Source organism: Dethiosulfovibrio peptidovorans DSM 11002, assembly GCF_000172975.1.
Lineage (GTDB): Bacteria > Synergistota > Synergistia > Synergistales > Dethiosulfovibrionaceae > Dethiosulfovibrio > Dethiosulfovibrio peptidovorans.
Genome location: NZ_ABTR02000001.1, coordinates 1,055,767 through 1,082,567, shown reverse-complemented (window position 1 = coordinate 1,082,567; position 26,801 = coordinate 1,055,767). Strand labels below are relative to the sequence as shown.

28 protein-coding genes are annotated in these 26,801 nt (G+C 55.4%); 3 read left to right on the top strand and 25 right to left on the bottom strand.

Annotated elements, in window-relative coordinates; all coding sequences use genetic code 11:
- Window positions 1-2: 2 nt before the first annotated feature.
- The 15 genes from DPEP_RS05250 to DPEP_RS05185 form a co-directional block, all read right to left on the bottom strand.
- Window positions 3-2,360: a type I restriction endonuclease subunit R gene (locus DPEP_RS05250; RefSeq protein WP_005660220.1), complete on the bottom strand. Its 2,358-nt coding sequence runs from the start codon at window positions 2,358-2,360 to the stop codon at window positions 3-5.
- Complete coding sequence (locus DPEP_RS13395; protein ID WP_005660219.1) at window positions 2,357-3,094, bottom strand: type I restriction endonuclease; 738 nt, start codon at window positions 3,092-3,094, stop codon at window positions 2,357-2,359. Before DPEP_RS13395 ends, DPEP_RS05250 begins: the two co-directional genes overlap by 4 nt.
- Before the next feature lie 27 nt (window positions 3,095-3,121).
- Window positions 3,122-3,475, bottom strand: a complete 354-nt coding sequence (locus DPEP_RS05245) for a restriction endonuclease subunit S domain-containing protein (RefSeq protein WP_050771302.1) — start codon at window positions 3,473-3,475, stop codon at window positions 3,122-3,124.
- 86 nt (window positions 3,476-3,561) lie between these two features.
- Window positions 3,562-4,275 carry a type I restriction-modification system subunit M gene (locus DPEP_RS05240; RefSeq protein WP_005660218.1) on the bottom strand — a complete coding sequence of 238 codons (714 nt, stop codon included), beginning with the start codon at window positions 4,273-4,275 and terminating at the stop codon, window positions 3,562-3,564.
- 142 nt (window positions 4,276-4,417) lie between these two features.
- Entirely contained in the window at window positions 4,418-4,777 is a 360-nt protein-coding gene (locus DPEP_RS05235) for a virulence RhuM family protein (protein ID WP_005660217.1), read from the bottom strand.
- A 289-nt stretch (window positions 4,778-5,066) separates the two neighbouring features.
- The gene (gene trpA, locus DPEP_RS05230; protein ID WP_005660216.1) at window positions 5,067-5,843 is read right to left on the bottom strand and encodes a tryptophan synthase subunit alpha; all 777 of its coding nucleotides are present in this window, start codon (window positions 5,841-5,843) and stop codon (window positions 5,067-5,069) included.
- On the bottom strand, window positions 5,840-7,027 hold the full coding sequence (trpB, locus tag DPEP_RS05225) for a tryptophan synthase subunit beta (protein WP_005660215.1): 1,188 nt from the start codon (window positions 7,025-7,027) through the stop codon (window positions 5,840-5,842). Before trpB ends, trpA begins: the two co-directional genes overlap by 4 nt.
- A 2-nt stretch (window positions 7,028-7,029) precedes the next feature.
- Window positions 7,030-7,653: a phosphoribosylanthranilate isomerase gene (locus DPEP_RS05220; protein ID WP_005660214.1), complete on the bottom strand. Its 624-nt coding sequence runs from the start codon at window positions 7,651-7,653 to the stop codon at window positions 7,030-7,032.
- Window positions 7,650-8,396 carry an indole-3-glycerol phosphate synthase TrpC gene (trpC, locus tag DPEP_RS05215; protein ID WP_005660213.1) on the bottom strand — a complete coding sequence of 249 codons (747 nt, stop codon included), beginning with the start codon at window positions 8,394-8,396 and terminating at the stop codon, window positions 7,650-7,652. Before trpC ends, DPEP_RS05220 begins: the two co-directional genes overlap by 4 nt.
- A complete protein-coding gene (trpD, locus tag DPEP_RS05210) occupies window positions 8,393-9,418 on the bottom strand; it encodes an anthranilate phosphoribosyltransferase (protein WP_005660212.1) in 1,026 nt (341 codons plus the stop codon). The genes trpC and trpD overlap by 4 nt, the downstream gene beginning before the upstream one ends.
- Window positions 9,399-10,010 carry an anthranilate synthase component II gene (locus DPEP_RS05205; protein WP_005660211.1) on the bottom strand — a complete coding sequence of 204 codons (612 nt, stop codon included), beginning with the start codon at window positions 10,008-10,010 and terminating at the stop codon, window positions 9,399-9,401. Before DPEP_RS05205 ends, trpD begins: the two co-directional genes overlap by 20 nt.
- Window positions 10,007-11,479 carry an anthranilate synthase component I gene (locus tag DPEP_RS05200; protein ID WP_005660210.1) on the bottom strand — a complete coding sequence of 491 codons (1,473 nt, stop codon included), beginning with the start codon at window positions 11,477-11,479 and terminating at the stop codon, window positions 10,007-10,009. The genes DPEP_RS05205 and DPEP_RS05200 overlap by 4 nt, the downstream gene beginning before the upstream one ends.
- Before the next feature lie 310 nt (window positions 11,480-11,789).
- Complete coding sequence (locus DPEP_RS05195; RefSeq protein WP_005660209.1) at window positions 11,790-12,749, bottom strand: SPFH domain-containing protein; 960 nt, start codon at window positions 12,747-12,749, stop codon at window positions 11,790-11,792.
- A gap of 17 nt (window positions 12,750-12,766) precedes the next feature.
- On the bottom strand, window positions 12,767-13,252 hold the full coding sequence (locus DPEP_RS05190) for an NfeD family protein (protein ID WP_005660208.1): 486 nt from the start codon (window positions 13,250-13,252) through the stop codon (window positions 12,767-12,769).
- A gap of 45 nt (window positions 13,253-13,297) precedes the next feature.
- Complete coding sequence (locus tag DPEP_RS05185) at window positions 13,298-13,807, bottom strand: GAF domain-containing protein (protein ID WP_005660205.1); 510 nt, start codon at window positions 13,805-13,807, stop codon at window positions 13,298-13,300.
- A 77-nt stretch (window positions 13,808-13,884) separates the two neighbouring features.
- Here DPEP_RS05185 and DPEP_RS05180 point away from each other — a divergent pair, with 77 nt between their 5' ends.
- Together DPEP_RS05180 and DPEP_RS05175 are read left to right on the top strand one after the other, a co-directional pair.
- Window positions 13,885-15,240: a Na+/H+ antiporter NhaC family protein gene (locus DPEP_RS05180; protein ID WP_005660203.1), complete on the top strand. Its 1,356-nt coding sequence runs from the start codon at window positions 13,885-13,887 to the stop codon at window positions 15,238-15,240.
- A gap of 180 nt (window positions 15,241-15,420) precedes the next feature.
- Window positions 15,421-16,635: a dicarboxylate/amino acid:cation symporter gene (locus DPEP_RS05175; protein ID WP_005660202.1), complete on the top strand. Its 1,215-nt coding sequence runs from the start codon at window positions 15,421-15,423 to the stop codon at window positions 16,633-16,635.
- 403 nt (window positions 16,636-17,038) lie between these two features.
- On the opposite strand, the gene DPEP_RS05170 is transcribed toward DPEP_RS05175, so the two are convergent.
- The 5 genes from DPEP_RS05170 to DPEP_RS05155 form a co-directional block, all read right to left on the bottom strand.
- Complete coding sequence (locus DPEP_RS05170) at window positions 17,039-17,266, bottom strand: hypothetical protein (protein WP_005660200.1); 228 nt, start codon at window positions 17,264-17,266, stop codon at window positions 17,039-17,041.
- Between the two features lie 4 nt (window positions 17,267-17,270).
- On the bottom strand, window positions 17,271-18,071 hold the full coding sequence (locus DPEP_RS05165; RefSeq protein ID WP_005660199.1) for an AAA family ATPase: 801 nt from the start codon (window positions 18,069-18,071) through the stop codon (window positions 17,271-17,273).
- Window positions 18,072-18,078: 7 nt separating this feature from the next.
- Window positions 18,079-18,291, bottom strand: a complete 213-nt coding sequence (locus DPEP_RS13390) for an AAA family ATPase (RefSeq protein WP_005660198.1) — start codon at window positions 18,289-18,291, stop codon at window positions 18,079-18,081.
- Window positions 18,292-18,444: 153 nt separating this feature from the next.
- Window positions 18,445-19,617, bottom strand: coding sequence for a beta-aspartyl-peptidase (gene iadA, locus DPEP_RS05160; RefSeq protein ID WP_005660196.1), 1,173 nt, complete (start codon window positions 19,615-19,617; stop codon window positions 18,445-18,447).
- Window positions 19,618-20,355, bottom strand: coding sequence for a GntR family transcriptional regulator (locus DPEP_RS05155; protein WP_005660195.1), 738 nt, complete (start codon window positions 20,353-20,355; stop codon window positions 19,618-19,620). It abuts the gene before it with no gap.
- Window positions 20,356-20,524: 169 nt separating this feature from the next.
- On the opposite strand from DPEP_RS05155, the gene yfcC reads away from it, so the two are divergent.
- A complete protein-coding gene (gene yfcC / locus DPEP_RS05150) occupies window positions 20,525-22,045 on the top strand; it encodes a putative basic amino acid antiporter YfcC (protein ID WP_005660192.1) in 1,521 nt (506 codons plus the stop codon).
- 63 nt (window positions 22,046-22,108) lie between these two features.
- On the opposite strand, the gene DPEP_RS12750 is transcribed toward yfcC, so the two are convergent.
- The 5 genes from DPEP_RS12750 to DPEP_RS05130 form a co-directional block, all read right to left on the bottom strand.
- Window positions 22,109-22,315 carry a hypothetical protein gene (locus DPEP_RS12750; RefSeq protein ID WP_005660190.1) on the bottom strand — a complete coding sequence of 69 codons (207 nt, stop codon included), beginning with the start codon at window positions 22,313-22,315 and terminating at the stop codon, window positions 22,109-22,111.
- Between the two features lie 63 nt (window positions 22,316-22,378).
- A complete protein-coding gene (locus tag DPEP_RS12745) occupies window positions 22,379-22,825 on the bottom strand; it encodes a YbjN domain-containing protein (RefSeq protein WP_005660188.1) in 447 nt (148 codons plus the stop codon).
- A 45-nt stretch (window positions 22,826-22,870) separates the two neighbouring features.
- Entirely contained in the window at window positions 22,871-23,899 is a 1,029-nt protein-coding gene (locus DPEP_RS12740; protein WP_005660186.1) for a M48 family metalloprotease, read from the bottom strand.
- 268 nt (window positions 23,900-24,167) lie between these two features.
- On the bottom strand, window positions 24,168-25,343 hold the full coding sequence (locus tag DPEP_RS05135) for an amidohydrolase (protein WP_040383087.1): 1,176 nt from the start codon (window positions 25,341-25,343) through the stop codon (window positions 24,168-24,170).
- A 13-nt stretch (window positions 25,344-25,356) separates the two neighbouring features.
- Complete coding sequence (locus tag DPEP_RS05130; protein WP_005660182.1) at window positions 25,357-26,775, bottom strand: YfcC family protein; 1,419 nt, start codon at window positions 26,773-26,775, stop codon at window positions 25,357-25,359.
- Window positions 26,776-26,801 lie beyond the last annotated feature (26 nt).

The window sequence follows — 26,801 nt, the reverse complement described above, 5'->3', positions numbered from 1 at the left end:
TCTTATGCAGTAGCCCACTCTTTGCAGAGGACTTCCGCCTGTTCTAGAACGGTCTGGGTCGCTTTTTCCTGTTTGTCCGGCGGATATTTATATTTCCGCAGGATCCTTTTTACGATAACCCGTATCTGGGCACGGGCATTTTCTCTGACAGCCCAGTCTATGCTTACGCTTCGTCTAACCGCCTCGACCAACTCATGGGCGATAGCCTTCAACGTGTCATCCCCCATAACCTTCACTGCACTGTCGTTTACCTCAAGGGCATCGTAGAAGGCGACTTCATCGTCGGTCATGTTCAGACTTTCGCCACGACGCAGGGCCTCTCTCATATCCTTGGCCAAATTGATGAGTTCCTCTATCACCTGTGCGGCCTCGATAGCTCGATTCTGATATTTTCGAATGGCCTTCTCCAACATCTCCGCAAAGGACCGCCCCTGGACGACGTTTTTACGGGACCTTGCCCTTATCTCGTCGTTCAGGAGTTTTCTAAGCAGCTCCACAGCCAGATTCCGGTGAGGAAGTTCCCGAACCTCCTGAAGGAAATCATCGGAGAGAATCGAGATATCCGGTTTTTTCAGCCCGACGGAATCGAAAATATCGATAACCTCGTTAGACGTAACAGCCCTAGATATCAACTGGCGAATAGCGGTGTCCATCTCCTCCGGGCTCTTTCCTTCGCCCTCCACCGTCGCTTTCGCCAGCCCGGATCGGACCTCCTGGAAAAACCCGACGTCGTCACGAATTTTAAGGGCTTCATCATGGGGCACGGCGAGAGCAAAAGCCTTGGAGAGAGCGCTAACCTCCGCCAGATAACGTTTTTTGCCGTCATCCAGCTGAAGGACGTGCTCCATGGCGGCGGCGATACCGGCGATACGCCTTGCCGGTTCCGCCCCGAGGAAAGAGGTGTAGTCGAAGCCGTAATACATGGACGAAACGACATCGAATTTCTCCAACATCACTCGGACGGCTTCTTCCTGATCGATGGCCGCCTTACCTCGCCCGCCCGCTTCGGTGTAGTCGACCAGGGCTTGTTTCAACTGCTCCACAAAACCGATATAGTCGACGATCAGACCACCGGGTTTATCCTTGAACACCCGGTTGACCCGTGCTATGGCCTGCATAAGGCCGTGCCCTCGCATCGGCTTGTCGACGTACATGGTATGCAGGGAGGGGCAGTCAAAGCCCGTCAGCCACATATCCCGAACTATAGCCACTTTCATAGGATCGCACGGATCCTTGAATCTCTTTGCCAGAGCCTCGCGCTGAATTTTACTCCGAATATGGGGCTGCCATTCGGCGCAATCCGATGCGGAACCGGACATGACGATCTTGACTACGCCTTTATCGTCGTCCTCGCTGTGCCAATCGGGGCGAAGCTTTACGATAGCATCGTACATCTCCACACAAATTCGGCGACTCATACAGACCACCATAGCCTTGCCGTCCAAAACCTGAAGCCTGGCATCAAAATGGCCTACCAAATCCTCAGCGACAAGTGCGATTCGCTTTTCCGTCCCTACCATCGCCTCGAGGGCGGCCCACTTGGTGCGGAGCTTTTGTTTGTAGGACTCTTCCTCTCCCTCGGTGATCTCCTCAAACTCCGGATCTATAGTCGGTTTTTCCTCTTCTCTCAGTTCTATCTTCGCGAGCCTGCTCTCATAGAAGATAGGTACGGTTGCGCCATCCTCCACCGCCCTCAAAATGTCGTATTTATCGATGTAGTCGCCGAAGACCGCCGGAGTGCTACGGTCACCTCGTTCGATAGGGGTGCCGGTAAACCCGATGAAAGAAGCGTTAGGTAGAGCGTCATGCATGTGCCGTGCAAATCCATCGATGAAGTCGTACTGACTGCGATGAGCCTCGTCGGCGATAACCACGATATTCCGGCGACTGGATAGCTCAGGGTATCGCTGCCCCTTTCCTCCGGGCAAAAACTTCTGGATCGTGGCAAAGACAACCCCACCGGAGGAAACCTGAAGAAGCTCCTGAAGATGCTCCCGACTCTCGGCCTGAGCCGGTGTCTGCCGCAAAAGGTCACGGCAGGACGAAAAGGTGCCGAAGAGCTGATCGTCCAGGTCGTTCCGGTCGGTTATCACCAGCAACGTGGGGTTTTCCATGTCAGGGTGGCGAATGATTTTACCGGCGAAAAAGGCCATCAAAAGGCTCTTGCCGCTTCCCTGGGTATGCCAGATCACCCCGATACGGCGACCGCCGAAATGAGCGGATCCAGAACCGGAGGATACCCTGAGCCCACGCAGTTTAAAAGGGTTATTGGCGTCGTGTTCCGGGAAGCGAGCGTACAGCAGGTTGGGATTACCATCGATACCGCAGGCTGACAGAGTGCATTTGACCGCTTTATTCACCGCATGAAACTGGTGATAGGCCGCCGTTTTTTTGACGATAGAAGCTCCAGAGAACCTCGAGGAGCGACATCTTCGCCGTCTACGGTGCGCCACGGAGTGAACCGGTCCCACCCGCTGGAGAGAGTTCCGCTTCGGGCCTCCAACCCATCGGATATGATAAGCATTTCGTTGTAGATAAACAGGCTCGGGATATCCTTTTTATAGGTCTGGAGCTGGTTGAAGGCATGACGGATGGTGGCCTTCTCGTCCGCAGGGTTTTTGAGCTCGATGACGCTAAGAGGCAAGCCATTCACGAAAATAACCACATCGGGCCGTCGGTTTCTGCGATCCTCGACGACGGTAAACTGGTCGACCGCTAGCCAGTCGTTGTCCTCCAGATCCTCGAGATCGAGAAGCCATACCTTATCGTGAACCTCGATACCGTCCTGCATATAGGACACGTCCACCCCATCGGTGAGCATACGATGGAAACGACGGTTATTCTCGATCAGGCTGGGAGATTCGGTTAGAGTGATTTTCCTGACCGCCTCCTCGACGGCGTCGGCGGAGAGGTGAGGGTTGATGTTCTCAAGGGCGGCCTGAAGCCTTCCGACAAGGACGACCTGATCGTAACCCCGGCGCTCACAGGCTGGACCATCGGGACCGATGTCCGGCCCGAATGCGGTTTTCCAACCTAACGAGGAAAACCATTCCAGTGTGGTCTGCTCTAAGGCGTTTTCCGAGGTTTTATTCATCGTCTTTCCCCCTTACGACGTCGATGGTCATAACCCGGCCTCTTCGACAAACCTCTCCGCATCGGGGACTCGCAGTTCTCCGGAGATAAGCTTGGGAAGCAGGGTATCTCGAAGGGAGGCGAGATATTTTGACTCAAAAAAATTTTCATACCATCGATCAAAAATAGACCCCACAGAATTATTAAACATAGCAAGAATGTCTTCAGGTGGCTGTACAACCAAGATTTGCTTCATATCTCGTCCAGTAAAGTGCCCGAGCCCCGTAGTCTGTTTATTTCTCGCAATTTCAGCAAGCAAGGAGCGCATAGATTTTAGAAGGTAAAAGATAAAGTGCTTTTCGATTTTTTTATGAGGAAGAACACGAAAGATATGTTGATTCAACCAAGCGGGACCCCCACACCAGATAAAAGGTAACTATTCAGTCCCCCTGCGGATTTAGCTCCTAAATCAGCAGGGGGACTGAATAGTTACGATTCCTGACCGTATATGGCGATGTCGCCCAGGCGACCGCCTCGCTCTTCGACGAAACGCTCGCTTTGAACGAACATGCCGCCGGAGCCACAGCACGGGTCGTACACCCTTCCCTTGTAGGGCTCTATCATCCCGACAAGCAGTTTAACCACACATCGAGGGGTGTAAAATTCCCCGCCACCTTTGCCCTCGGCTGCGGCGAAACGACCGAGGAAATACTCGTATACTCTGCCGAGAACGTCTTTTGATCGGGATTCATCGTCTCCAAGCCCTATCTTGCCGATTATGTCGATTAGCTCCCCTAGACGGTATTTATCCAGCGAAGGACGTGAGTAGTCTTTGGGAAGAACTCCCTTGAGGGTCGGGTTTTCCTTCTCTATAGCCACCATAGCGTCGTCTACTACCTTTCCTATGGTCGGTTGCTTAGCGCTGTTCTGTAGCCTTTTCCAGCGGGCCTCTTGGGGAACCCAGAAGATGTTGGCCGCCGCGTATTCGTCCCGGTCCTCCGGGTCAGTGTAGTCGGTTTCCTTCATGGCCTCCAACTCGGCGTACTTGCTCTGGAAGGCATCGGAGATGTATTTGAGAAAGATCAAACCCAGAACCACGTGTTTATACTCCGAAGCGTCCATATGTCCCCGAAGCTTGTCGGCAGCGGCCCACAACTGATTCTCAAAGCCAAGGTTGGCGCCGTTCGTCTTTTTTTCCGCCATATTTCTCCCTCTTTCCCATCTATTAGCTATAGGTTGTCGTCTCTTTCTTGTGCATCTCGAATGCGCTTTATTTCCCGATCGAAGTCCGATACGAACTCCCGGTCCTGTCTCTCTCTATATACGTCGTATTCCTGCTCGGCCTTCAACCTTGAGTGCCCTTGATGGTGAATTCCTTCAGGGTTTTGGTCGCCCAGATACGAAACTGGGTGGCCTCATAGCTGCTGACCCGGTATCCTACGGCGATAATGGCGTCAAGATTATAATATTTTGTGCTGTAGTTCTTACCGTCGGCGGCAGTTGTTTCCAAAATGGAAACAACTGCTTCCTCGTTCAGTTCACCGGAGACAAAGATATTTTTTAGATGCTTGCTGATAGCCGGTATCTTTACATTGAACAGTTCAGCCAACGCTTTCTGTGTCAGCCAGAAATTTTCGTCGTGAAACAAAACGCCGATTTTCTTATTTCCTTCCGGGGTATTATAGAGGATTATATCGTCATTCATAATCCCACCTCTTTCCCGTTTTATTAGCCCCACGCCGTCGATCAGACACGATTATAGATAGCTGTCCGCTTAACCGATTATGATGATATCACTGTTGCACAAAACAAACCAAGAGGTAGGGCTTCTGCCATTTAGCATAGTCCCCACCTCTTGCACGTCAAACACATCTCAAAAAAATATAGCGTCGTTTATTTAATCGATATCAGCAATTCTATCGACAAAAAGTCGTTTTTTGTGCCAGAATCAGTTAAAAATATCGAGCTTAATTATGCTCTTGTTGAACAAAGGTCTACCCAATAGCCGAGGCTATCTCACCTATCAGTTTCGCTCCGCAGGCCACTCCCTTTGGGCCTCCGCCGGAGCGGTGAACCGCCTTCACCACGGCGCTTCCTACCACAACGCCGTCCACCAGAGGGGCTACCTGTGCGGCCCTCTCCGGACCGTCTATTCCGAACCCCAGCGCCAGAGGCACCGATACGTTACGCCTCACCCTTTCGATATAGCCCTCCATTCCCTCGTGAAGGCTTCCCTGACCCGTCACCCCCAATAGGGACACGCAGTAGACGAACCCCTCGGCCCTGTTGCCTATCTCGGCCAACCTGTCGTCGGCTATGTTGGGGGAGACCATGAGTATAGGGGTCACGCCGCGACTTTTAAGGGCCTGGTGAAGTTCGTCTCCCTCGTCGAATGGCAGGTCGGGAACTATCACCGCCGCCACACCGGCGTCTGCCAGGTCTGAGGCGAAACGGTCCACTCCGTAGGACATGATCGGATTGAAGTATCCCATCAGTATGATCGGAACAGCTACCTTTCCGGCTATCTCTCCGGCGGTTTTCACCACCGATTCCAGGGTGGTGCCACAGGCCAAAGCCCTCTGCCCCGCCTCCTGTATCACCGGGCCGTCCGCCAGCGGATCGGAAAAGGGCATGCCCAGTTCAACCGCGTCGGCACCGGCTTCAACCATGGCCTCCACCAGGCTGACGGTGGTCTCCAGGTCCGGGTCTCCCGCCATCACGAAGGGAATCAGAGCGGTTCCCCCGTCGAAAATCACCTTAAGGTCTCTCATATCCGATCGTCCTCCTTCAGAAGAAACGGCCTCACCGAGTCCATGTCCTTGTCGCCCCGGCCGGACAGGTTCACCACCACTATGGTGTCCTCGTCCAGCTCCGGAGCCATAACCGAGACCTGGGCCAGAGCGTGGGAGCTCTCCAGGGCCGGTATTATCCCCTCCAGGGAACAGAGTTCGCCGTATGCCGCCACGGCCTGGTCGTCGGTGACGGAGACGTACTCCACCCTACCGCTGTCCTTGAAGAAGCTGTGCTGGGGCCCCACTCCGGGGTAGTCCAGCCCCGCCGATAGGGAGTAGGGCTCTATGACCTGTCCGTCGTCGGTCTGGAGCAGATAGGATCTGCTGCCGTGGAGGACGCCGACCCGGCCCTCCGACAGTGTGACGGCGTGCTCTCCAGTCTCTACCCCGTGTCCCGCCGCCTCGACCCCTATCATGCGGACCGAATCGTCCTCCACGAAGGGATAGAAGATTCCCATGGCGTTGCTTCCCCCGCCCACGCAGGCCACGACGACGTCGGGCAGACGTCCCTCGTCGGCCATGATCTGCTCTTTGGTCTCGTCGCCTATGATCCTCTGGAAATCTCGGACCATGGACGGATAAGGATGGGGGCCGACGACCGAGCCTATGATGTAGTGGCAGTCCTCCACGTGGGCGACCCAATGGCGTATGGCCTCGTTGGTGGCGTCCTTCAGGGTCTTGTTTCCCGAGGATACCGGGACCACCTCGGCGCCGAGTAGCCTCATTCGGTCAACGTTCATCCTCTGTCTCTCTATGTCCAGCTCGCCCATGAAGACGGTGCATTCCATGCCGAATCTGGCGGCGGCGGTGGCGCTGGCGACACCGTGCTGTCCCGCTCCGGTCTCGGCTATTATCCGCTTCTTGCCCAGGCGGCGGGCTATGAGTGCCTGGCCCAGGGCGTTGTTTATCTTGTGGGCTCCCGTGTGGTTCAGGTCCTCCCTCTTGAGGTAGATTTTTGCGCCCAGGGCGTCGGAAAGCCTCTCGGCGTAGTACAGAGGCGTGGGGCGACCGCTGTATTTGTTCAGCAGTAACTTAAGCTCCTCCTGAAAATCGCCGTCGGTCCGCACCTCCTGATAGGCTCGGTCCAGTTCCTCCAGGGCCGGAAAAAGCGTCTCCGGCACGTAGCGACCGCCGTATGGGCCGAAATATCCTTTTTTATTCATGATTACAGCTCCTCTCCCTCAAGGCCCCTGACGATCTCGACCGCCCGAGCCATCCTATTTCCGTCCTTTATTCCCGGGGCAGTCTCCAGGGCGCTGTTCAGATCCACCGCCGGAGGTGTTGTCGTCCAGACCGCCTTTTCCAGATTGTCCGGCCCGAGTCCTCCCGCCAGTATCCATGGTCGGCCTATTTGCCTGCCTCGAAGTATCTTCCAGTCGAAGGGACGGCCTGTTCCTCCGGTGGCCCGGCCGACCCTGCCGTCCAGCAGAAGCCAGTCCCCCCCGCCGTAGGACAGGGCCTCGTCCAGGTCCTCTTTCGAGGCTATGCCGAAGGCCTTGATCGTCCTGATCGGCACCGAAGCCACGATCTCGGGGCTCTCGGAACCGTGAAACTGAACGCAGTCGAAAAGGCGGCTGGAGACTATCTCTCTCAGATCCGAATCGGACGGGTTCGCCACCACCGCGACGGTAGACGAAAAGGGAGGCAGCCCTTCGACGAGACTCGACACGTCCTCCAGGGAAACTTTTCTAGGGCTGTCCGCCAGTATGAATCCCAGGGCATCCACCCCCAGGGAAAGGGCCGTCTCCACGTCTTCCCTGCGGGTCAGGCCGCATATCTTGATCTTCACGGCGCTCCCCTCAGCTCGGCGACAATCGAGGCCGGATCGTCGGACCGCATAAGCGCCTCTCCCACCAGAACGGCGTCCACCCCGGCGGCCTTCAGCCTTTTCGTATCCTCGCCGGAGCCTATGCCGCTCTCGGCAACGACTACACGGCCGTCTCTGGCACCGAGGCGGGTCATCTCTCCGATAAGCCGCTCCGAGACGGAGAGGTCCACGGAGAAGTCCCTCAGATCCCTGTTGTTGATGCCCACTATTTTCGCGTCGGCCTCCAGTGCTCTATGCAGTTCTTTTTCGTCGTGGACCTCCACCAGAGGCTCCATGCCGAGTTTCGCCGTATGGGATATCATATTCTTCAGCCCGTCTCCGGGAAGTATGGCCGCTATGAGCAGCACGGCGTCGGCCCCTATGAGGCGGCTCTGTTCCAGTTGAACCGGATGGATAAGAAAATCCTTCCGAAGTATGGGCAGCTCCGTCCCGGAGCGGAGGGAGCACAGCACATCCTCGCCTCCCAGAAAGAAGTCCCTGTCGGTCAGTATGGACAGTGCGGCGACTCCGCCCCTCTCGTAGGCCTCCACCTTTGCCGGAAGATCGGCGTCCGGGGCGAAGGCCCCCTTGCTGGGGGATCCTCTTTTTATCTCCCCTATAACGGACATTCCCGAAACCGTCAGGGCCTCGAAGAGGGATTTTCTGGGAGCGGTCAGGGCCGCCACCTCCTCCGCCTTCCTGGCGACTATGCGGTCCAGTATCACGCCGCTCCCTCCAGAGAGCGGGCGGTCTCGGCGATCTCCTCGAGCTTTTTCCCCGCCAGGCCCGAGTCGATCACCTCTTTCGCCATGGAGACCCCCGCGGCGATCGACTCCACCCGACCTGCCACGAAAAGGGCCGCTCCGGAGTTCAGGAGGACGACGTCTTTTTTCGGCCCCTCCTTTCCCTTCAGTATCGAGAGGACTATTTCCCGGTTGACCTGGGCGTCTCCTCCGACGGCGAAACCGATCGGGGCGGAGGAGAGCCCCACCGACTCGGGGGTTATCTCCATCTCGATAAGCTCGCCGTCGTCGAAAAGACAGGCCCTGTTTGATCCGGAGAGGGACAGCTCGTCCATTCCGCCGTGGCCGTGGACCACCATGGCCCTCTTCATCCCCAAGGAGCCCAGGACCTCCGCCATGGGAGTCACCAGCTCCGGCGAGAAGACCCCCATGACCTCCCGGTCTGGCATGGCCGGATTGGTGAGGGGACCGAGGACGTTGAATATGGTCCTCACCCCCATGGCCTTTCTGATAGGGGCCACGTTTTTCATGGCGCTGTGGAAGTTCGGAGCGAATAAAAAGCCGAAACCGGTCCTGTCGATGCAGTCCGCCACCGAGCCGGGAGAGGATAAAAAGGGAACTCCCAAGGCCTCCAGGACGTCGGCGCTGCCGCATCTGCTGGACACGGACCTGTTGCCGTGTTTTGCCACGGCCACACCGGCGGAGGCGGCCACTATGGCGGCGGCTGTGGATATGTTGAAGGTTCCGGTGCAGTCCCCACCGGTTCCCACTATGTCCAGAAGTGGCGCCCTCGAAACGGAAACCGCCCTGGCCTTGCCCCTCATGACCTTGGCGGCGGCGGAGATCTCCTCCACCGTCTCGCCCTTGGCCCTCAGCCCGGTGAGAAAGGCGGCGACCTGAGCCTCCGGCGCCCTGCCGTCCATGATGCCGTCCATGGCTTCTTCCATAGCCTCTTTCGTCAGGTTCTCCCTGCGAAGCAAGGTCTCAAGCGCAGTTCTCAACATAGCGGTCGCATCTCCTCTCGTTTTTGCCGGACGTCAGTCCGCAGAAATTCTTCAACAACAGCCTTCCCGCCTCGGTAAGCACCGCCTCGGGATGGAACTGGACTCCGTAAAGCAAGTGCCTCTCGTGTTCCATCGCCATGATCATGCCGTCCGCGGTCCTGGCGGTTACCCGCATCTCCGGCGGAAGAGAAATCTCCTCGACGACCAGAGAGTGGTATCTGGTGGCGCCGAAGGGCGACGGAAGCTGCTCGAAGATCCCCTCCCCCCGGTGAAACACCGGCGACACCTTTCCGTGACAGGGAACGTCCGCCCGGACCACCGATCCTCCGAATACCTCGGCCATGGCCTGATGGCCCAGACATACGCCCAGAACCGGGATCTTTCCGGCAAAGGCCGCTATGGCGTCCTTGGATATCCCCGCCTCCGAAGGCGTTCCGGGACCGGGAGAGATCACTAGCCGGTCCGGCGCCATGGCCTTCAGGTCATTCACGGTTGGCCCGTAGTTTCGGACCACCTCCACCCGGTCGAAGGACGAAAGCATCTGGACCAGGTTCCAGGTAAAGGAATCGTAGTTGTCTATCATCAAGATCATCTCTTCGACCTCTTTTCCGCCGCTCTCTCCAGCGCCTTGAACAGGGCCCTGGCCTTGTTCTCCGTCTCCATGTACTCCATCTCGGGAACCGAGTCGTAGACTATTCCCGCCCCGGCCTGGACCGTTATCCTGTTGCCCCGTCTGCTCATCGTCCTTATGGCTATGCAGGTATCCATGTCGCCGTCGAAACCGACGTATCCCACCGCTCCGGCGTAGGGCCCCCTTGGGGATGGCTCGAGATCCTCTATGATCTCCATGGCCCTTATCTTCGGGGCGCCGGAAACGGTACCGGCGGGAAAGGACGTCTCCAGCAGATCCAGGGCGCTCTCGTCGTGTCTTATACGACCCTCCACCTGCGATACCAGGTGCATCACCTGGGAATACCGCTCCACCCCCAGAAGCTCGGTAACCTCCACGGAGTCGAAGGAGCAGGTCCGCCCCAGATCGTTTCTAGCAAGGTCCACCAACATGACGTGTTCGGCCCTCTCCTTCTCGTCGGTGCGAAGTTCCTTTTCCAGCTCAAGGTCCCGTTCCTCCGAGGAGCCCCTCTTTCTGGTCCCGGCCAGAGGTCGGATAAGGGCCCTTCCCCTCTCCAGCTTCACGTGTACCTCCGGAGAGGAACCTATCAGCTCCAGTCCGGGAAACTCCATCCTGAAAAGATAGGGCGACGGATTTCCCTCACGGAGCGCCCGATATATTTCGTCGGAGGAGAGGTCCGTCTCGGCGGAGAAGGCCTGCGACAGCACCACCTGACAGACGTCTCCGGCCACTATGTGCTCCTTGCCTTTCTCCACCATCTCCAGAAAGTTTTTACGGTCCATCTCGGCCTCTATCGGGCCCACCTTTGCCGGACCGGTCGGGAGTTCCGCCGGAACGACGGTATCGATCGTCTTCGCAAGATCTTCCAGAAACTCGACCGCCGACCGGTACAGATCTTCGACCTCTTTTTCCGAGGCCCCGGAAGGGATGCGTACGTTTCGGATCAGAAAGAGTTCGTCGGTCTCGTGGTCCACTGCCACAACCGAGGTAAAACCCATGAGAACGGCCCTCGCCGTGTCCTCTTTCCTCAGGCGGCGGTCCGTTCCGTGAAACAGGGGCTCCCAGGCCTCGGCCATGCCGTAGCCGAAATACCCCGCCACCCCTCCGGTGAAGGGTGGAAGCCCCTCCAGCTTCGGCCTTCTTACGTGGAGGTAGGAATCAAGCTCGGCCCGGAGGGACTCGCCGCCGTCGGCAACGGAGAAGACCCTCTCGGGCTCGACCCCCACGAAGGAGTAACGCCCGGAACCGCCGCTCTCAAGCAGAAAAGCCCCAAGGTCCGACCGATTCAGCCCCTGAAAAAGGTCGGCCGGATCGACTCCGTCGGCGGAACCTCGCCAGATCACCGGCACCATGTCGTGTTCTTTAGCCATGGACCTGAAAAGGTCGACAGACGTGACGTCTCTACTCGGGACTTCCGTAAAAGCGCTCATACCCTACCTCCTTCGTTTCGATGAAAAAACATAAAAAGGGGAGAGGTCCCCTGCGGGCCTCTCCCCTTCTTCTGGCTGAAAAGACGGCGAGAGGCATCAAAAGTGAATCCCCTTAGGGGATCCGCCTCCAATGCCTCTCGTTAAAAAGTGATGCTATCTATGGGCAATGGCGGCAGACTAGTAGGTCTGCCACCACCAGTTTTGTCCTGAGAGAATTCGTTTCATAATAACCGCTCCAGTCGATTCGTGATTGTTGGGTAGTTTATACTCCGAACGAGAGGGTGTCAAGGGGAATCTTTTGAACGACGTATTAAGGGCGCTCCTTGAACAGCTCCTTCATAGCCCCCACGGAGCTCAGTATGGACGACGCCTCGTAAGGCAGGTAGACCATTTTGGTCTTGTCTCCGGCGGACATCTCCTTCAGGGACTCCAGATATTTCAGAGCAACCAGATAGGATGTCGGATCCTTGCTTCTGGCATGGGCAGTCAGGGCCTCGGAGATCTTGGACAGGGCCTCGGCCTCGGCCTCGGCAAGTCTTATCCTGGCGTTGGCCATGCCCTCGGCCTCAAGCTCGATAGCCCGTTTCTTTCCCTCAGCACGGTTCACCTCGGCGTCCCTCTGTCCGTTGGCCTCGGTTACCACGGCCCGCCTGGTTCTCTCCGCCTCCATCTGGCGCTGCATGGCTGTCTGTACCGACTCGGGAGGATTTACATCCTGGATCTCAACCCTGGTAACCTTCACTCCCCAGACATCGCTGGCCTCGTCAAGAGTGCTCCTAAGGCTCTCGTTTATCTCGGACCTTTTACTGAAAATCTCGTCCAGCTCCATCTCGCCCATTACGCTTCTGAGAGAGGTCTGGGTAAGCTTCTCCAGGGCCATAGGCAGGTTAGCTATCTCGTAGATGGCCTTGAAGGGGTCGCTGATCTGAAAGTAAAGCATGGCGTTGATCTCCATTACCACGTTGTCCCGAGAGATTATGTTCTGCTTTGGAAAGTCCAGAATCTGCTCCCTCATGTCCAGACTGGAGGTCTTGCGTAAGCCCTTTCTGAAAACCCACTCCGTCGCCTTGGGACGATCCAGCACGGGAAAGATGAAGTTGACCCCCGGCGAAAGGACACGATGAAACTTACCGAGACGCTCCACCACGACCCTGTGGGCCTGAGGAACTATCTTTATCCCCGATAGGAGGATCACCACCGCGAAAAAGGCGAAGAAAACCAAAACCGCAAAGTCCATGGAATCCTGAATCATCCATATTATCTCCTGCATACCAAAGGTCACCTCCGTTAGTCTCCTCCGGAAGCCCTACCGGACTCCCGCACCATCACCTTGGCCCCGGAAACCTGGACGACCTCCACCTCCGTCCCCTCGGGAACGGAACGTCCGTCCACGTGGAAGGCCCACCACTGGGATCCTCTGAGCTTTACGTATCCTCCGCCGGTCTCTCCGGACGGGATGGCCTTGACTACCACCCCCAGAGAGCCGACCATGCCGTCCACATCCGACTTTCGTTCCTTGACCCCGTAGAGATGGCGCACCACCGACGGACGGATCAGCCACAGTCCGGCCAAAGATGACAGAGCAAAGACCGCCAACGCCAGACGACCGTCAAGAGACGCCCCCGTTAGGGACGGCCATATCAGCCCCAACGCCAAAGAAGGAAGACAGGCCAGAGCGAAGCATCCTAGCACGAACCCGGGAGAGGCTATCTCTCCTATGAGAAGCACGATCGCCAGAACGGCCCAAAACTGCCACAGTGACAAAAACCCCATATATCCACCGCTCCTCTCTTTACACGAACATCGGTAGCCCTCACATCAAAAAAGATCGTCCCAGGCCACGTACTTATGCAGAGTCTCCACGAATTTTAAAAGCCCTTCACCGTCCTCCGATGAAAAACGTTTCCGGAGAGGACTGTCCAAATCCAGAACCCCCAATACCCGGCCTTCCCTCATCAGAGGAAGGACGATCTCCGAGGCGGATGCCCCGTCGCAGGCGATATGCCCGGGAAAAAGCTCCACGTCCGGCACGATATGAATTTCTCCGGTTCGGGCTGCCGCACCGCAGACGCCTTTGTCCAAAGGAATGCGGGTACAGGCCGGTTTGCCCTGAAATGGCCCCAGGACCAGGGCGTTTTCCTTTTCTCTCATCAGATAAAACCCCGCCCAGTTCAGATCGTCCAGAAGCAGATAGAGCAACGCCGCGGCGTTGGCCAGATTTGCCAGGGGATCGGGCTCCTCGCAGATCAAGCCGAGAAGTTTGGCGTTTACGTAGTTGTAGAGCTGCTCCGACGTTTCCGTCTCTATTTTCAGGATTTCCTTGGACATAGACAAACACTCCTCTTTTACTGTGCTAAGCTAGCTGAAGCTCAACGGACAAACCCTACAGAATCGGCGGTCTTAACATGGACATTATAACCCTGTTGCTCTTCATTATAGCCCTTACGACCTGCATCGCACTGGACATATCCATTCTACTGGCTCTTTCGGCGGGATACTGCATATTCTTCGTTCACGCACGGCTCAGAGGTTATTCGACGAGATCTATCCTTAAGATGTCCCTCGAGGGGCTCTATACCGTCAGAAACGTCGTCATGATCCTTCTCCTGATCGGGGTACTGACGGCCCTGTGGCGAGCTTCCGGCACCATCCCGGCCATAGTCAGCTACTCCTCCAGACTGGTGAAGCCCTCTCTTATGGTACTGATGACCTTTCTGCTCAACTGCCTGGTATCGTTTCTGACCGGAACCGCCTTCGGAGCAGCCGCAACCATGGGAGTCATATGCATGACCATGGCCCTTTCCATGGGGATAAGCCCTGCGATCGCCGGAGGAGCGATTTTATCGGGAATCTACTTCGGCGACAGATGCTCGCCGGTATCCACGAGCGCCTTGCTCGTCGCAGGTATCACCTCGACGAACCTGTACAGAAACATCGGCGTCATGATGAGATCGGCGGCGGTTCCCTTCCTGATAACCTGTCTGATCTATGCCGTAGCAGGTTTCCTCCTGCCCCACCAGCCTGTTACGGATAAAGCCATACAGACCGTCTTCGAGAAAAGCTTCAAACTCGGCTGGATACCGCTGCTTCCTGCCGTAATCATACTGATAATGTCGTTTTTTCGGATCAACGTCAGATACACCATCGGAGCCAGCGTCCTCTGCGCCGCCGCGATCTACGTTATGTATCAAGCCCGGGAATTTTCATCCCTTCCCGGGCTCGTGGTCTACGGCTATAGGGCGACCGATACTCAGCTTGCCGCTCTCATGGACGGTGGAGGGATTTTGTCGATGGTCAGAGTGGTGGCCATAGTCTCCATCTCCTCCTCCTACGCCGGAATCTTCGAGAAAACCGGCCTGTTGAACTCGCTGAAGAGACAGGTCAACGACCTGGCCGACAGGACATCTCCCTTCGGCGCCATGCTTCTGGGCTCGGTCGTCTGCGGAGTCATAGCCTGCAATCAGACCTTGACCATAATGCTTACACATCAGATATGCCGGGGCCTGAACATCGACCGAGAGCAATTCGCCCTGAACCTGGAGGACACAGCGGTCCTGACCGCCCCTCTGATTCCCTGGACCACTGCGGCGGCGGTGCCTCTGGTGTACATATCCGCACCGACGACGAGCATTCTGGCTGCCTGCTATCTGTATTTGGTACCGCTTTGGGGACTGATCGGCGGAAGGACGTTAATAAAAAATAGAAAATCCACCGGAGCCAAACGAGGCTCTCGAGAAATCTCTAAATTCCGACTCGACTAACTAAAAACAGGCCGCCAGGGGACATCGATCGCCCTCTGACGACCTGTTTTTCGATTAGGGAACAAGTCCATAGCAATCAGACCTTGACCATAAAAAAATAAACATTATAATTATTGATTGCAAACCATGTGTCTTATAAAAAATCGACACATATATTTCTCCAAAAGGAGCGTGCGACAGGTGAAGAAAAACGGCGGTGTAACTCTCATAGTGGTCCTTATGGCCGCTATAGGTATTGGGGCTTTTTTCGGCCTACATGCGGGAGAAAAAACGATGAGAACCGTGGTAGCAATCAGAGGGCTGTTGGCACAGATAATCTTCTTTACCATCCCTCTGGTCATCTTCGGATTCATAGCTCCCGCCATAACCTCCCTTAAGGAAAAAGCCAGCGCCATGTTGGGCACCATGTTGACCATGGCGTATCTATCCGCCGTGGGAGCGGCGACTTTCGCGGCCATAGCCGGATATTCCATAATTCCCCATCTGGACATCCCCACCCAGATAGAGGGGCTCAAGGTTCTGCCCAAGGCTATTTTCTCGATAGACATACCCCCCATAATGCCAGTAATGACCGCACTTGTCCTTGCCATACTTACCGGAGTGGCTACAATATGGGGCGACGCTAAAAACATCGAAAAGATTCTCTACGAATTTCAATCGATGGTTCTATCCATCGTCAAGAAAATCGTAATACCGCTGCTTCCCTTTTTCGTCGCCGCCACTTTCGCCCAGATGGCCTATACCGGAAGGCTTACCCAGCAATTCCCCGTCTTTTTCAAGGTTATACTCATAGTCCTTCTCGGACATTTCATATGGCTGTTCTTTCTCTACGCCTTGTCGGGAATGGTCTCTCGCAAAAACCCCTGGGAGGTCATCAAACATTACGGGCCGGTATATCTGACCGCCGTAGGGACCATGTCCAGCGCTGCGACCCTGCCCGTGACTTTGTCCTGCGCCAGGAAATCCAAGGTTCTGCCCCAGGAGGTGACGGACTTCGCCATTCCTCTGGGAAGCACCGTCCATCTTTGCGGATCCGTGCTCACCGAGACTTTTTTCTGCATGACCATATCCAAGATGCTGTACGGGACAATGCCGACTCCCGAGACATTGACCCTGTTTATATTGCTTTTCGGCATCTTCGCCGTAGGCGCCCCCGGAGTTCCGGGCGGAACGGTCATGGCGTCGCTGGCCATAGTCCAATCGGTGCTGGGATTCGACGCCGACGGAGTCGGCCTGTTGCTGGGGATTTTCGCCTTGCAGGACAGCTTCGGCACGGCCTGCAACATCATGGGAGACGGCGCCTTGGCTTTGATGCTACGCGGACTGTTTTACGATTCCGACGGCAACGCAAAGAAAAAGAAGATGAAAAACGAGAAACTGGCTCCCTCGGCATAGTCTCCCTCGATAGAGCGGCCACAAACACAACGAGGATCGCCTTAAAAAGGCGATCCTCGTTTTATCCGCTTTTTTATCAGGTTTCTTCACAACCACTATGTGCCAAGATAGACTTTGCCTTGAGCATCAGGATCACTTCCCTTGCCTTCTATTTCGGAACGGCACTGTAGACGTTGTGATAGTAAGTTACTCTTTCATCGCAATCCTGATCGCTTCCTCAAGATCTTCCTTGAAGGCGTTGAAACTCGGCATGTCTATTCGAATGGGGTCTATCGTCCCGTTTCGGATCAGATCATTCAAAAGTTCCGACGTGCCCTCTTCACCTAAAGCTTCCCGCAAAACCTTTTTAGGCGCTCCCTTCTCGCTCGAATCGTTGCCCGAAAGCTCCTCAAATCTAGCACAATCACGATAGCGCTGTCCCTCCTGGACAGCACAGAGTAACCAGCACGGAGACGTAGGCCATAATATAGGTCTCTACGGGAGAGTAATTCAGGATAATATCAGCCAGTTTATCCACAAAGAAAGCCATAGGCCCCGGCCTAAAATCTCCGTTTTCCAGGTTACAAAAATTCTCGCCGGAGGAACAGCTTCCCATATCGCTTGGTCCCTCCCCGCTCAGAAGGAATAACATCCACCTAGCTCTCCTGAATTTCCATCGGCTCTCTTAAGTCCGAATCCAGAAAGACCTCGCCAGGACCGAGCAAGGTGAGCTTTTTCTTCACATCGGGAAGATCGAAAAAGCGGGTCGATTTGGTGTATCCATCACGATTTTTATAAAGCAGTATCACCGAGCGTTCGGCAACCTCATCGCTCAGATAATTCAATATCATCGGGCTGTGGGTTGTCACTATAACCTGACGATGAGACTCTACCATCCGCTGCACTAGCCTTTCCATCACCTCTGGGTTTATACCGTTTTCAATCTCGTCGAACAGAAGTATCCTGTCACCTCGGGCTAAAAGGGCGAAGATAGTGGCTAAACGAAGGGTTCCATCGTTCATGTGATGGGCCTCTGTAACTAGCTCTTCCTCGTACTTCTCCTTAAACTTCAACTCCTTCCAGCCGCTACGCAGGGATTTTGTCTCTATATCCCGTAGATGAGGATTGACCTCCCGCAGGGAGTCAATGAGCTCCCTTCTCTCTTTATCGGTCATACCGTCGATAAAGGCCGATAGGCCCTCTCCTCCAGGCCCGACCTCCTCCACAGATCGGGCCCTTTCGCGCATCTGAGGAGGCGAAAGCAGGTCCATGGACTTGATCGATCCTATAAGTCTTTTAAGCTCCAAGAGGTCGGGCTGTTCATCCAAGGAGGAGTCTTTTAGCTGAGAGAGGATCGACCCCTGATAATCAAATTCGATGCGGCGAAGTGAGCCAGCCCCTATTCGATAATGACCGTCCTTAACCTCCATGAGAACGTCACCGCTATCGCTCTTCACCGACTCTTTAGTACAGCGAAGGAACGTCTTTCCACTTCCAACGTCGTGATTCCGCCCAATCGGAGAGTTTGCCCCTCATCATCTGGCCGATAAAATCGATGGCCTGAAGCACCGTGGATTTTCCCGATCCATTCACACCAATCAGACATGTAAAGTCGCTCAACTCAAGCTCCATATCGACTAGACTCTTAAATTTCTTTATCGATATACTTTTTATCATCTAAAGAACCTCGTTTCTATGAGACATCACCTGCAATCGTGCTTATTTCATTCTACAGCAAAAAATCGATAGAGAGGCCTAGCTGGCCTCATTCCAAACAAAACGAGGATCGCCATAAAGAGCGATCCTCGTTTTATTCGCTTTCTTATCGAATTACCTCTCGAACTTCCCCTTGACTACGGCCTTTCCGGCCTGGACCATCTTCCGTCCCATGGCGAACACCGAGTCCACCGAGAGATCCTCCCGGTTCAACAGGACGATGTCTCCGTCGTTCCCCTCGGCTATTCTTCCCTTGCCGGGCAGTCGGTAGATCGAGGCGGGACTGGAGGTTATCACCTGAACGGCTGTCTCGAGAGGTATGCCCTCCTGTAGCACCGAGTCCCTGACCTCGGGCAGGAGCGATCTTGACGTCCCGATGGACAGGCCAGTGAATGTCCCGTCGGAGTCGAAAAAGGGAAGGCTTCCCTGACCGTCGGAACTGAAGCTTATCCGCTCCGCCGGAACCCCCGAATCCAGCAGCCTCTTGAGCCCTTGGCTGCACTTGACCTCGCCCTCCTCAAGAAATCGGGGAGTGGTGCTGGTCGTGAGGTCCACCTGACCTCCGGAAAGTCCGTAGTCTATGGCGTCCTCGAAAAGCTCGGGGTTTCTGTTGACGTGGGTCGGAAGGAACTGCCCCAGCCCCAGCTCGGTGGTCTCCACCACCTTCCTTATGGGGGATAGCAATGCCGGACCGTCTCCCATATGGACGTTTATGACCCCCGACTTGCCTCCTATCATTTCGCCCACATGGGCCGAGGCAGCCAATTTGGAGAGCTCCTCGAAGGTAGGCTGAGACGAACGGTGATCAGAGATGGCTACCTCCCCTACCCCTACGAACAGGTCTACCAATATCAGATCGTCCTTAACCGAGCCCATGAGAGTTTTTACCGGAATCTCGTAGGATCCGGTCAGAGCCCAGGCGGAGATTCCCTCTTCCCTCAGGGATCTGGCCTTGGCGAGAAGCTCTCCGGGATATCTACAGGTGGAGTCGGTTCCCAAAACCCCTATGACCGAGGTCACCCCGGCCTCTGTCAGATCAGAAAGAGCCGCCTCGGGAGTTCTGGATGAGAACCCCCCTTCTCCACCCCCTCCGGCTATATGAACGTGACCGTCCACGAATCCGGGAACCGCTATCTTGCCGGTTCCGTCGATCACGTCCATATTGGGCAGATCTCTTCCGGGAAAGGAGTTTCCCACCCAGACGACCTTGCCTCCAGCCATCAGAATGTCGCCTACGCCCAGCCTGTTGGGGCAATACAGTTCAACGTTTTTTATGAGAATAAACAACTAATCGATCTCCTCTGCTCGTATCCTGCCTGAGAGAACCCTGGCCGCCCTGTCACCGTCCAGGGAAAGCCTGAAAGCCCTGGTATCCCTGATATGATCGAGGGCGGAGGATCTGGCTTTTTCCTGATCCCTGTTCTCTATGGCCTCGATTATTTTCCTGTGTTCCATCGGGGTGTTTGTCTGTCCGCTGTCTGCCGGAGCCTTGAGAGGCTGAAAGCTGCCTACATACATTATGTAGAGACGAGAGCGCCAGAATATAGGGTGGAAGGCCCTCTCGAGATAGCTGTTGCCGGCTATCTTCACTATTGAACAGTGAAATTCCAGGTTTATCGTTCGATACTCTCTCGGGAGGTCCGACAGAGCGAAGGACTCCTCCTTTTCGTTGAGTCCCCTCAGATAGGCCACGTCGTCCAGGGTGGCTTTACGGGCCGCCAGAGACGCCGCCTCTCCCTCCAGCAATGCTCTCATGAAGAAGACGTCCTCCATATCCTGGGCGGAAAGAGCGGGAATACGATATCCTCTCTTCCCCGATTCGCTCTCCAGAAAACCGGTTCCCACCAGGAAGGTCAGGGCTTGCCTGATCCCGGTTCGCCCCATTTTCAGTTCCGACGCCAGGGCGGTTTCGTAAATCGGTTCTCCCGGCATGAGCCTCAGGTCCTCTATCCGATCCAAGATATAGTCCAACACTGCCTGGGAAGACGGAGAGAATTCCCCGTCGCTGGCGGATGGCCAAATCATACATTTCACTCCTTCCTCGTCCTTGGGGTGGACAACGAGACGGCTACTGTGATATGTTGTACCCATATGGTACATTATGTCGACATAATGTCAATATCGTATCAATGTTCAAAGAGACAAGCCCCGCATTCAAAAGGGGCATCTTTAAATGACAGGAGTTGAGCAGTATATGTCGTCCAAGAAAGACCCTTCATGCAAGACCATGAGGTTGCCGGATACTTATGTCATCATCTTTTTCGTAGTCCTTCTCGCCGCGGTTCTTACCTACACCGTCCCGGTGGGAACCTACAAGACCCAGGAGATAACCTACGAGATGGACGGAGCGACCAAAACGAGAGAGGTTCTGGTCGCCGACAGCTTCGAGCTTCAGAGAGACGAACAGGGTAACCCGGTAAAGAAAGGGGTGGCCGTTTTCGAGCCCTACGGAGAGGTAGGCCTTCTCAACTACGTGTTCGAGGGGTTCGTCTCCGGAAGCAAGTGGGGATCTGCCGTCGGTGTGATGGCCTTTATCCTGGTCATAGGTGGAGCTTTCGGAATAATAATAAGGACCGGAGCGGTCGAGGCCGGAATTCTCCATGTCTTGAGCAAGTTCAAGGGCATGGAGAGGGCGATCATCCCGGTCATGTTCGTCCTTTTCTCTCTGGGAGGAGCCATCTTCGGTATGGGAGAAGAAGCGATTCCTTTCGTCCTGATACTGGCTCCCGTCTGCGTGGCTCTTGGATACGACGCCATTACCGCTGTGATGATAACCTACGTTGCCACCCAGATAGGCTTTGCCACCTCCTGGATGAATCCCTTCAGCGTCGCCATAGCCCAGGGAATCTCCGGTATTCCGGTGCTCTCCGGAGCGGGGTTCCGCATGGCCATGTGGGCAGGCTTCACCCTGGTGGGAATATTCTACACCATGAGGTACGCAGAGAAGGTCAAGGCAGATCCGACGTCGTCTCTCTGCTACGAGACAGACTCGTATTTCCGGGAAAACGTGGAAAAAGGCAAGGAGGTCGAGAGCCATTTCGGCCTGGGACATATGCTGGTGGTGCTGGCTCTTTTCGCCGGAATAGCCTGGGTGATATGGGGAGTCATGACCAACGGCTACTATATTCCGGAGATAGCCACACAGTTTTTCGTGGTCGGACTGGTCTCGGGGATTATAGGGGTTCTGTTCAAACTTAACGACATGGGGGTCAACGATATCGCGGTCAGCTTCAGAGAGGGAGCCAAGGACCTTCTGGGGGCCGCCATGGTCGTGGGCATGGCAAAGGGGATAGTCCTAGTTCTGGGAGGAGATACACCGACGGATCCGACGGTTCTAAACACCATACTGAACTCGGCCGGAAACGCCATAAGCTCGTTCAACACGGCGGTATCGGGATGGCTTATGTATCTTTTCCAATCCGTATTCAACTTTTTCGTCGTCTCCGGTTCGGGCCAGGCAGCCTTGACCATGCCTCTCATGGCCCCTCTGGCGGATCTGGCCGGAGTCACCAGACAGGTTGCGGTGTTGGCCTTCCAGCTCGGCGACGGCTTCACCAACCTGATAGTTCCAACCTCGGGCTGTCTCATAGCCTGCTTAGGTGCCGCCAGGATCGATTGGGGAACCTGGGCCAGGTTTCAGATCAAGTTCCAGGCTATTTTGTTCGTCCTGGCCTCTCTGGTAGTTGTAGGGGCCGTCTTGACCGGTTTAAATTAGGACAACTCGAATAAAGATGAAAAGCGCGGTAGCCCCCTAGACGGGGCAACCGCGCTTTTAGGGCTAGCGTTTATTCCCCTCCAACGCCGTTCGAACCTCTTTCAACAATTCCATGGATTTTTCAACACGATCCTCGTCGGCAAGGCCCAGGACCTCATCTATGAGGCGGTCCTCCTCGTATCTGGCTTTGTCGAAGGCTAATTTCCCCGCCTCGGTGCACGTTATAAGATAGGATGTGCCGTGTCTCGGATTGTCCTCCTGTCGAACCATTTCCTTCTTGAGCAGCTCGTTGACCAGGTTCTGCGGGGGTGTTCACCCCCGCCCCGTCTTGGTTCAGTTCATCCTTGACACGAATTTATCGAGAAAAAACGAGCAGTTCTGCATGAAGTTTCTGAGTCGCTGCACCGTGATTCCTCCGTCCAGGTCCATGTCCAGCTCCAGATGGGGATCTCCATCGACGTCCAGATATGCCTTGGCCAGACGCCACTCCATATTCCATTTATTGACATCCTCCATGGTTACGTTCGTGTTGCTCCAGCCACAGTGAAATTGCACGGAGGTTCCATCGTCGTAGAGAAACATCTGAACGATAAGGCCCTTCAGCTTGAACTCACAATTTCCGTTGTTTTTGATCTCCGGACGAAATCCCTCCTCGGACAAGAACCCGTTGAGGTCTTGCAGCGACATCTTCTCCACCAAAGTCGTCGAATCGGCAAAAGCGACGGAACAGGCCGACACACACAGGATAACCACAGCTAACAGACATACAAACTTCTTCATGAACACACTACCTTTCTGCCCTTATCAAGGGCTAAAAAATCATTTTTAAAGTTCGTCCCGAAGCTTCAATGCCGGTTCGTATCTCCCGTTTATGGAAAGAGCCCTCTCTATCCATCGTCTGGCCTCCGCTCCGTCTCCCGCTTTATAGGCCGATCTAGCTGCCCATAGGGCGGCCAGATAATTTCCGCTATAAAAATCCAACCCTTTTGCAAAGGTGCTAAACGCTTCTTCATATTTACCGGAGGAATACTTTGCATACCCTTCTCTGTGTATTATCCCCAACACATCTTTCTTTCCCCCGTCTATAGGATAGGTCGAGATAACGTCGCTCTGATCGGATCGATCGGGATCGACTCCCTCCACCGGAATGGATTTCGGACGGGGAATCGAGACCTCCGGCAGGTTGACTTCCTTTTTTACGATGCCGCTTTCCTCCCAGCGTCTGGCCTGAGCGGCAAGTCTGGCCATCCTTCGCTCCGTAGGAGGATGGGAGTTGAAACCGCTGGGAGAGGTCACCAATCCATCGTCGGCCATCCTTTTTATGGCATTGTAAAGTGACCAGGCCGAGTATCCCGCCTTGTACGAGTATTCCACTCCGGCGTCGTCGGCCTCCACCTCCTGCTCTCTGCTGTACCCCTGAACCGCCAGAGTGGCTCCGATGCCTATGGCAATGTCTCCCGTGTCGCTGTCCAGAAGCTCGCTCAATAGAACGGACAGCAGACCTATACCGGCGTTTCGTTTCTGAGCGGATTCCAGGTGACCGTGCATTCCGTGACCGATCTCGTGGGCGATAATTCCGGCGATCTGATCCTCCGTATCCATGACATCCAACAACCCCTGGAACACCACTATTTTGTACTTGCCGTCCTCAATGGTTATATAGGCGTTGGTCTCGTCCTTGTCCTCAAGCTGGAGAGAGGCCTCGAAACCGGTGGTCTTGGACAGCCTAGCCCAGGCCCTCTCCATCGCCGTCCTGGAGACCTTTGCATCCGCGGCCCCTACGGTCAGCAGCAGAACCAGACTCGAAAGGACCAACAAGGGCCACTTCTTGAGATTTATTTTTTTCGTATTCATTACATCATCCTCCGAATTCATCGATCGGCTTTATGAAAGGATATCAGAGAAAGAACTGCCGGCCTAGTGCCTCAGGATGACCAGCAACGTAATATAAAGCCGACGACCGAGGAAAAAAATCTAACGGGCGAAATATCTTCCTGGATCCCAGGCCACGACTGCTGATAAGAGCCCACAATCTACGTAGATGAGCTCTTCGAGATGGTCTCCGTCTGAAAAAATTCTGAAACAGAGACCCCGACCGTTCATGGTCGGGGTCTCTGTTTTTCTATACGCATCTTCCAGGAACGATACCCTTCATGGCGCTCGCTAGATCTCTGTCCAGAAGGGTTTTCACAACCGCTCTTCCTATTACTCTGGCTCCCAGGGCTAGAGCTTGGTGTGCCTCGGGCTTTGTCACCGAGTCGGCGAAATCCACCGTATGGAGGGCATACCGCTCCGGCGTTATGGCGAGCAAAGGTTGGAGTGTAGGACACCTGCGGGAAACGTTGCCGACGTCGGTGGATCCGGTAGGAGCCGCAGGAGGATCGAAGGAAACGCCAAGCTCGTCGTATATCTCTCCTATCATGGCCTCTCCCGGAGGATTGGGAATCATGTCGTCGAAGCTGGACTCGAACGTTTCCCAGGAAACCTCCGTTCCCGTGGCCAGAGCGGCCCCTCTGGCGCAATCCATACAACGGGAGGTCAAACCGTCGAGATAACCCCGCTCCGGAGCCCTGAACTCGAAACGACAGACGGCCCTGTCCGGAACTATGTTCGGCGCCTTTCCTCCGTCGTCGACCACTCCGTGTATTCTGGCTTCCGGTATGGTGTGTTGCCTGAGCATATCCACCGCGTGGAACATGAGCTGAACCCCGTTGAGGGCGTTTTTACCCTCCCAGGGAGCCCCTGCGGCGTGAGAGGCTTTTCCCGTAAAGGTGAAACGGTATCCGTCCATCGCCAGTGAACGAAAGGCGGTGGTGTTCATCCCTCCGGAGGAGTGGATCATGAGAGCCAGATCGTAGCCGTCGAACAATCCGGCCTCGGACATGGAGCACTTGGCACCGTCGGTCTCCTCCGCCGGGGTTCCCACAACGTGCACCGCTCCTCCCAGAGATTCCACGATCTCCGACAGAGCCAGACCGGCCAGGACCGACATGGATCCGTGGACGCAGTGGCCACAGCCGTGCCCCAGACTGGGAAGGGCATCGCACTCGACCATTATCGCCACCTTCGGACCGTCCTCGTCTCCTCTGGAGGCCTTGAACGCCGTGGGCAACCCGCCGTAAGGTCGCTCCACCGAGAAGCCCTCTCGAGACAGAAGGGCAACTATCCTATCGGTAGCCTCGAACTCCTCTCCGGAAAGCTCCGGATTGGCTGCCATCCAGTCCGATAGAGCCACGGCTTCGCCTAGAAACCTCTCTACTCCTTCGTCCAGCCTCGAGCAGACCTGCCCATAGTCCATTAAAGACACAGCATCATACCCCCAGAGCCACGGCGGCGGCTATGAAAAAGCCCTGAAAGACCACGGCTATCAGGAAGAAGGGCAGGAAAAAGCGATACCACTTCTCCAGCGGAACGTGGGCTATAGCGCACATAATCGGGATAAGCGCCGTCGGCCAGAGCAGATTGGAAAGCCCGTCGCCGAACTGGAAGGCCAGAACCGCCACCTGACGGCTGATCCCCAGGACGTCCGAGAGGGGAGCCATTATTGGCATGGTGACCACAGCCTGGCCGCTTCCGGATGGGATCAGGAAGTTTATAACGTTCTGAACCGCCAGCATCCCCTCGGCGGCCAGCCAGCGAGGCAGATCCTGAAGGGGAAGGGAGAGATAGTAAACCACCGTGTCCACGATGTGTCCCTCTCTCATGACCACCAGCACTCCCCTTGACAGGCCGATTATCATACATCCGAAAACTATGTCCCTGAGTCCCTTGACGTAGACGTCGGCCAGCCTGTTCGGGTTGAAGCCGCCTATGAGGCCGGAAAGGATCCCCATAACTATGAAGAGTCCGGCCAGCTCGTTGAAGTACCACCCCTTCTGGGTCACCCCCCAGACCAATGCGACGATCGACGCGACCACGACGCCGCAGACGGCCCTGGTCCTGGCGGTGAAGGGGGTGTTTACCAGTTCGTCGTGATCCAGCTGTAGATCCCCCATATCTATGCCGACCATGTAGCTTTTAGCGGGGTCTTTCTTGATCCTCCTGGCGTAACGGAGTATCCACCAGCAGGCCAAGGTCTCCATGACGAACCATGTGACCAGACGGAAGGCCCATCCGGACAGCAGAGGTATACCTGCGAAGTTCTGTGCCAAAATGACTGTAAAGGGGTTCATCACCGCCGCTGTGTAGCCTATCCCCACCGCCATGCCGATGGTGGCCAATCCGACGATGGCGTCGTATCCCATGGCTATGGACATTCCTACGAAAAGGGGAAGAAAGCCGAAGGTCTCCTCGAACATGCCGAACACGGAGGCCGCCATGCCGAATATGTAGACGAAAGCCACTAGTATACAGTCGCTTTTGCCCTTGAATAGACGAAGCATCCACCCGATGAAGGCGTTTAGAGCCTTGGTCTCCAGAACGACGAACCAAGAAGCATAGGCCAGAAAGACGAAGAAGAACACCTCGGCGGCGTCGACCAGCCCTTTCTGTATGGCTATGAAGGTCTGAAAAGGACCTACCGGGGTGGAGGCTATCTCCTTGAACGACCCGGGAACGACGACGGTCCTGTTGATGGTCTCGTTCATCTCCCTGGTGAACTCCCCAGCCGGAAGGATCCAGCTACCCACCGCCGCCAATATGGTCAGAGAGACCAGCAGCACGTAGACGTGTGGTACCGACAGCTTCCTTTTCTTCGGATTACTTGCGGCGTTGTTGCTTTGAGACGACATATCACTACCTCCTTGAGTTTATTCGA

Excerpts from the sequence above, each read along its gene's own strand:
- DPEP_RS13395 (WP_005660219.1), bottom strand. The coding sequence starts at position 3,094 with ATGAATAAAACCTCGGAAAACGCCTTAGAGCAGACCACACTGGAATGG.
- DPEP_RS05240 (WP_005660218.1), bottom strand. The coding sequence starts at position 4,275 with ATGGCGGAAAAAAAGACGAACGGCGCCAACCTTGGCTTTGAGAATCAG.
- DPEP_RS05235 (WP_005660217.1), bottom strand. The coding sequence starts at position 4,777 with ATGAATGACGATATAATCCTCTATAATACCCCGGAAGGAAATAAGAAA.
- trpA (WP_005660216.1), bottom strand. The coding sequence starts at position 5,843 with ATGAGAGACCTTAAGGTGATTTTCGACGGGGGAACCGCTCTGATTCCC.
- trpB (WP_005660215.1), bottom strand. The coding sequence starts at position 7,027 with ATGAATAAAAAAGGATATTTCGGCCCATACGGCGGTCGCTACGTGCCG.
- trpD (WP_005660212.1), bottom strand. The coding sequence starts at position 9,418 with ATGTTGAGAACTGCGCTTGAGACCTTGCTTCGCAGGGAGAACCTGACG.
- DPEP_RS05205 (WP_005660211.1), bottom strand. The coding sequence starts at position 10,010 with ATGATCTTGATGATAGACAACTACGATTCCTTTACCTGGAACCTGGTC.
- DPEP_RS05200 (WP_005660210.1), bottom strand. The coding sequence starts at position 11,479 with ATGAGCGCTTTTACGGAAGTCCCGAGTAGAGACGTCACGTCTGTCGAC.
- DPEP_RS05195 (WP_005660209.1), bottom strand. The coding sequence starts at position 12,749 with ATGCAGGAGATAATATGGATGATTCAGGATTCCATGGACTTTGCGGTT.
- DPEP_RS05190 (WP_005660208.1), bottom strand. The coding sequence starts at position 13,252 with ATGGGGTTTTTGTCACTGTGGCAGTTTTGGGCCGTTCTGGCGATCGTG.
- DPEP_RS05185 (WP_005660205.1), bottom strand. The coding sequence starts at position 13,807 with ATGTCCAAGGAAATCCTGAAAATAGAGACGGAAACGTCGGAGCAGCTC.
- DPEP_RS05180 (WP_005660203.1), top strand. The coding sequence starts at position 13,885 with ATGGACATTATAACCCTGTTGCTCTTCATTATAGCCCTTACGACCTGC.
- DPEP_RS05170 (WP_005660200.1), bottom strand. The coding sequence starts at position 17,266 with ATGTTATTCCTTCTGAGCGGGGAGGGACCAAGCGATATGGGAAGCTGT.
- DPEP_RS13390 (WP_005660198.1), bottom strand. The coding sequence starts at position 18,291 with ATGATAAAAAGTATATCGATAAAGAAATTTAAGAGTCTAGTCGATATG.
- DPEP_RS05155 (WP_005660195.1), bottom strand. The coding sequence starts at position 20,355 with ATGATTTGGCCATCCGCCAGCGACGGGGAATTCTCTCCGTCTTCCCAG.
- yfcC (WP_005660192.1), top strand. The coding sequence starts at position 20,525 with ATGTCGTCCAAGAAAGACCCTTCATGCAAGACCATGAGGTTGCCGGAT.
- DPEP_RS12750 (WP_005660190.1), bottom strand. The coding sequence starts at position 22,315 with ATGGTTCGACAGGAGGACAATCCGAGACACGGCACATCCTATCTTATA.
- DPEP_RS12745 (WP_005660188.1), bottom strand. The coding sequence starts at position 22,825 with ATGAAGAAGTTTGTATGTCTGTTAGCTGTGGTTATCCTGTGTGTGTCG.
- DPEP_RS12740 (WP_005660186.1), bottom strand. The coding sequence starts at position 23,899 with ATGAATACGAAAAAAATAAATCTCAAGAAGTGGCCCTTGTTGGTCCTT.
- DPEP_RS05135 (WP_040383087.1), bottom strand. The coding sequence starts at position 25,343 with ATGGACTATGGGCAGGTCTGCTCGAGGCTGGACGAAGGAGTAGAGAGG.
- DPEP_RS05130 (WP_005660182.1), bottom strand. The coding sequence starts at position 26,775 with ATGTCGTCTCAAAGCAACAACGCCGCAAGTAATCCGAAGAAAAGGAAG.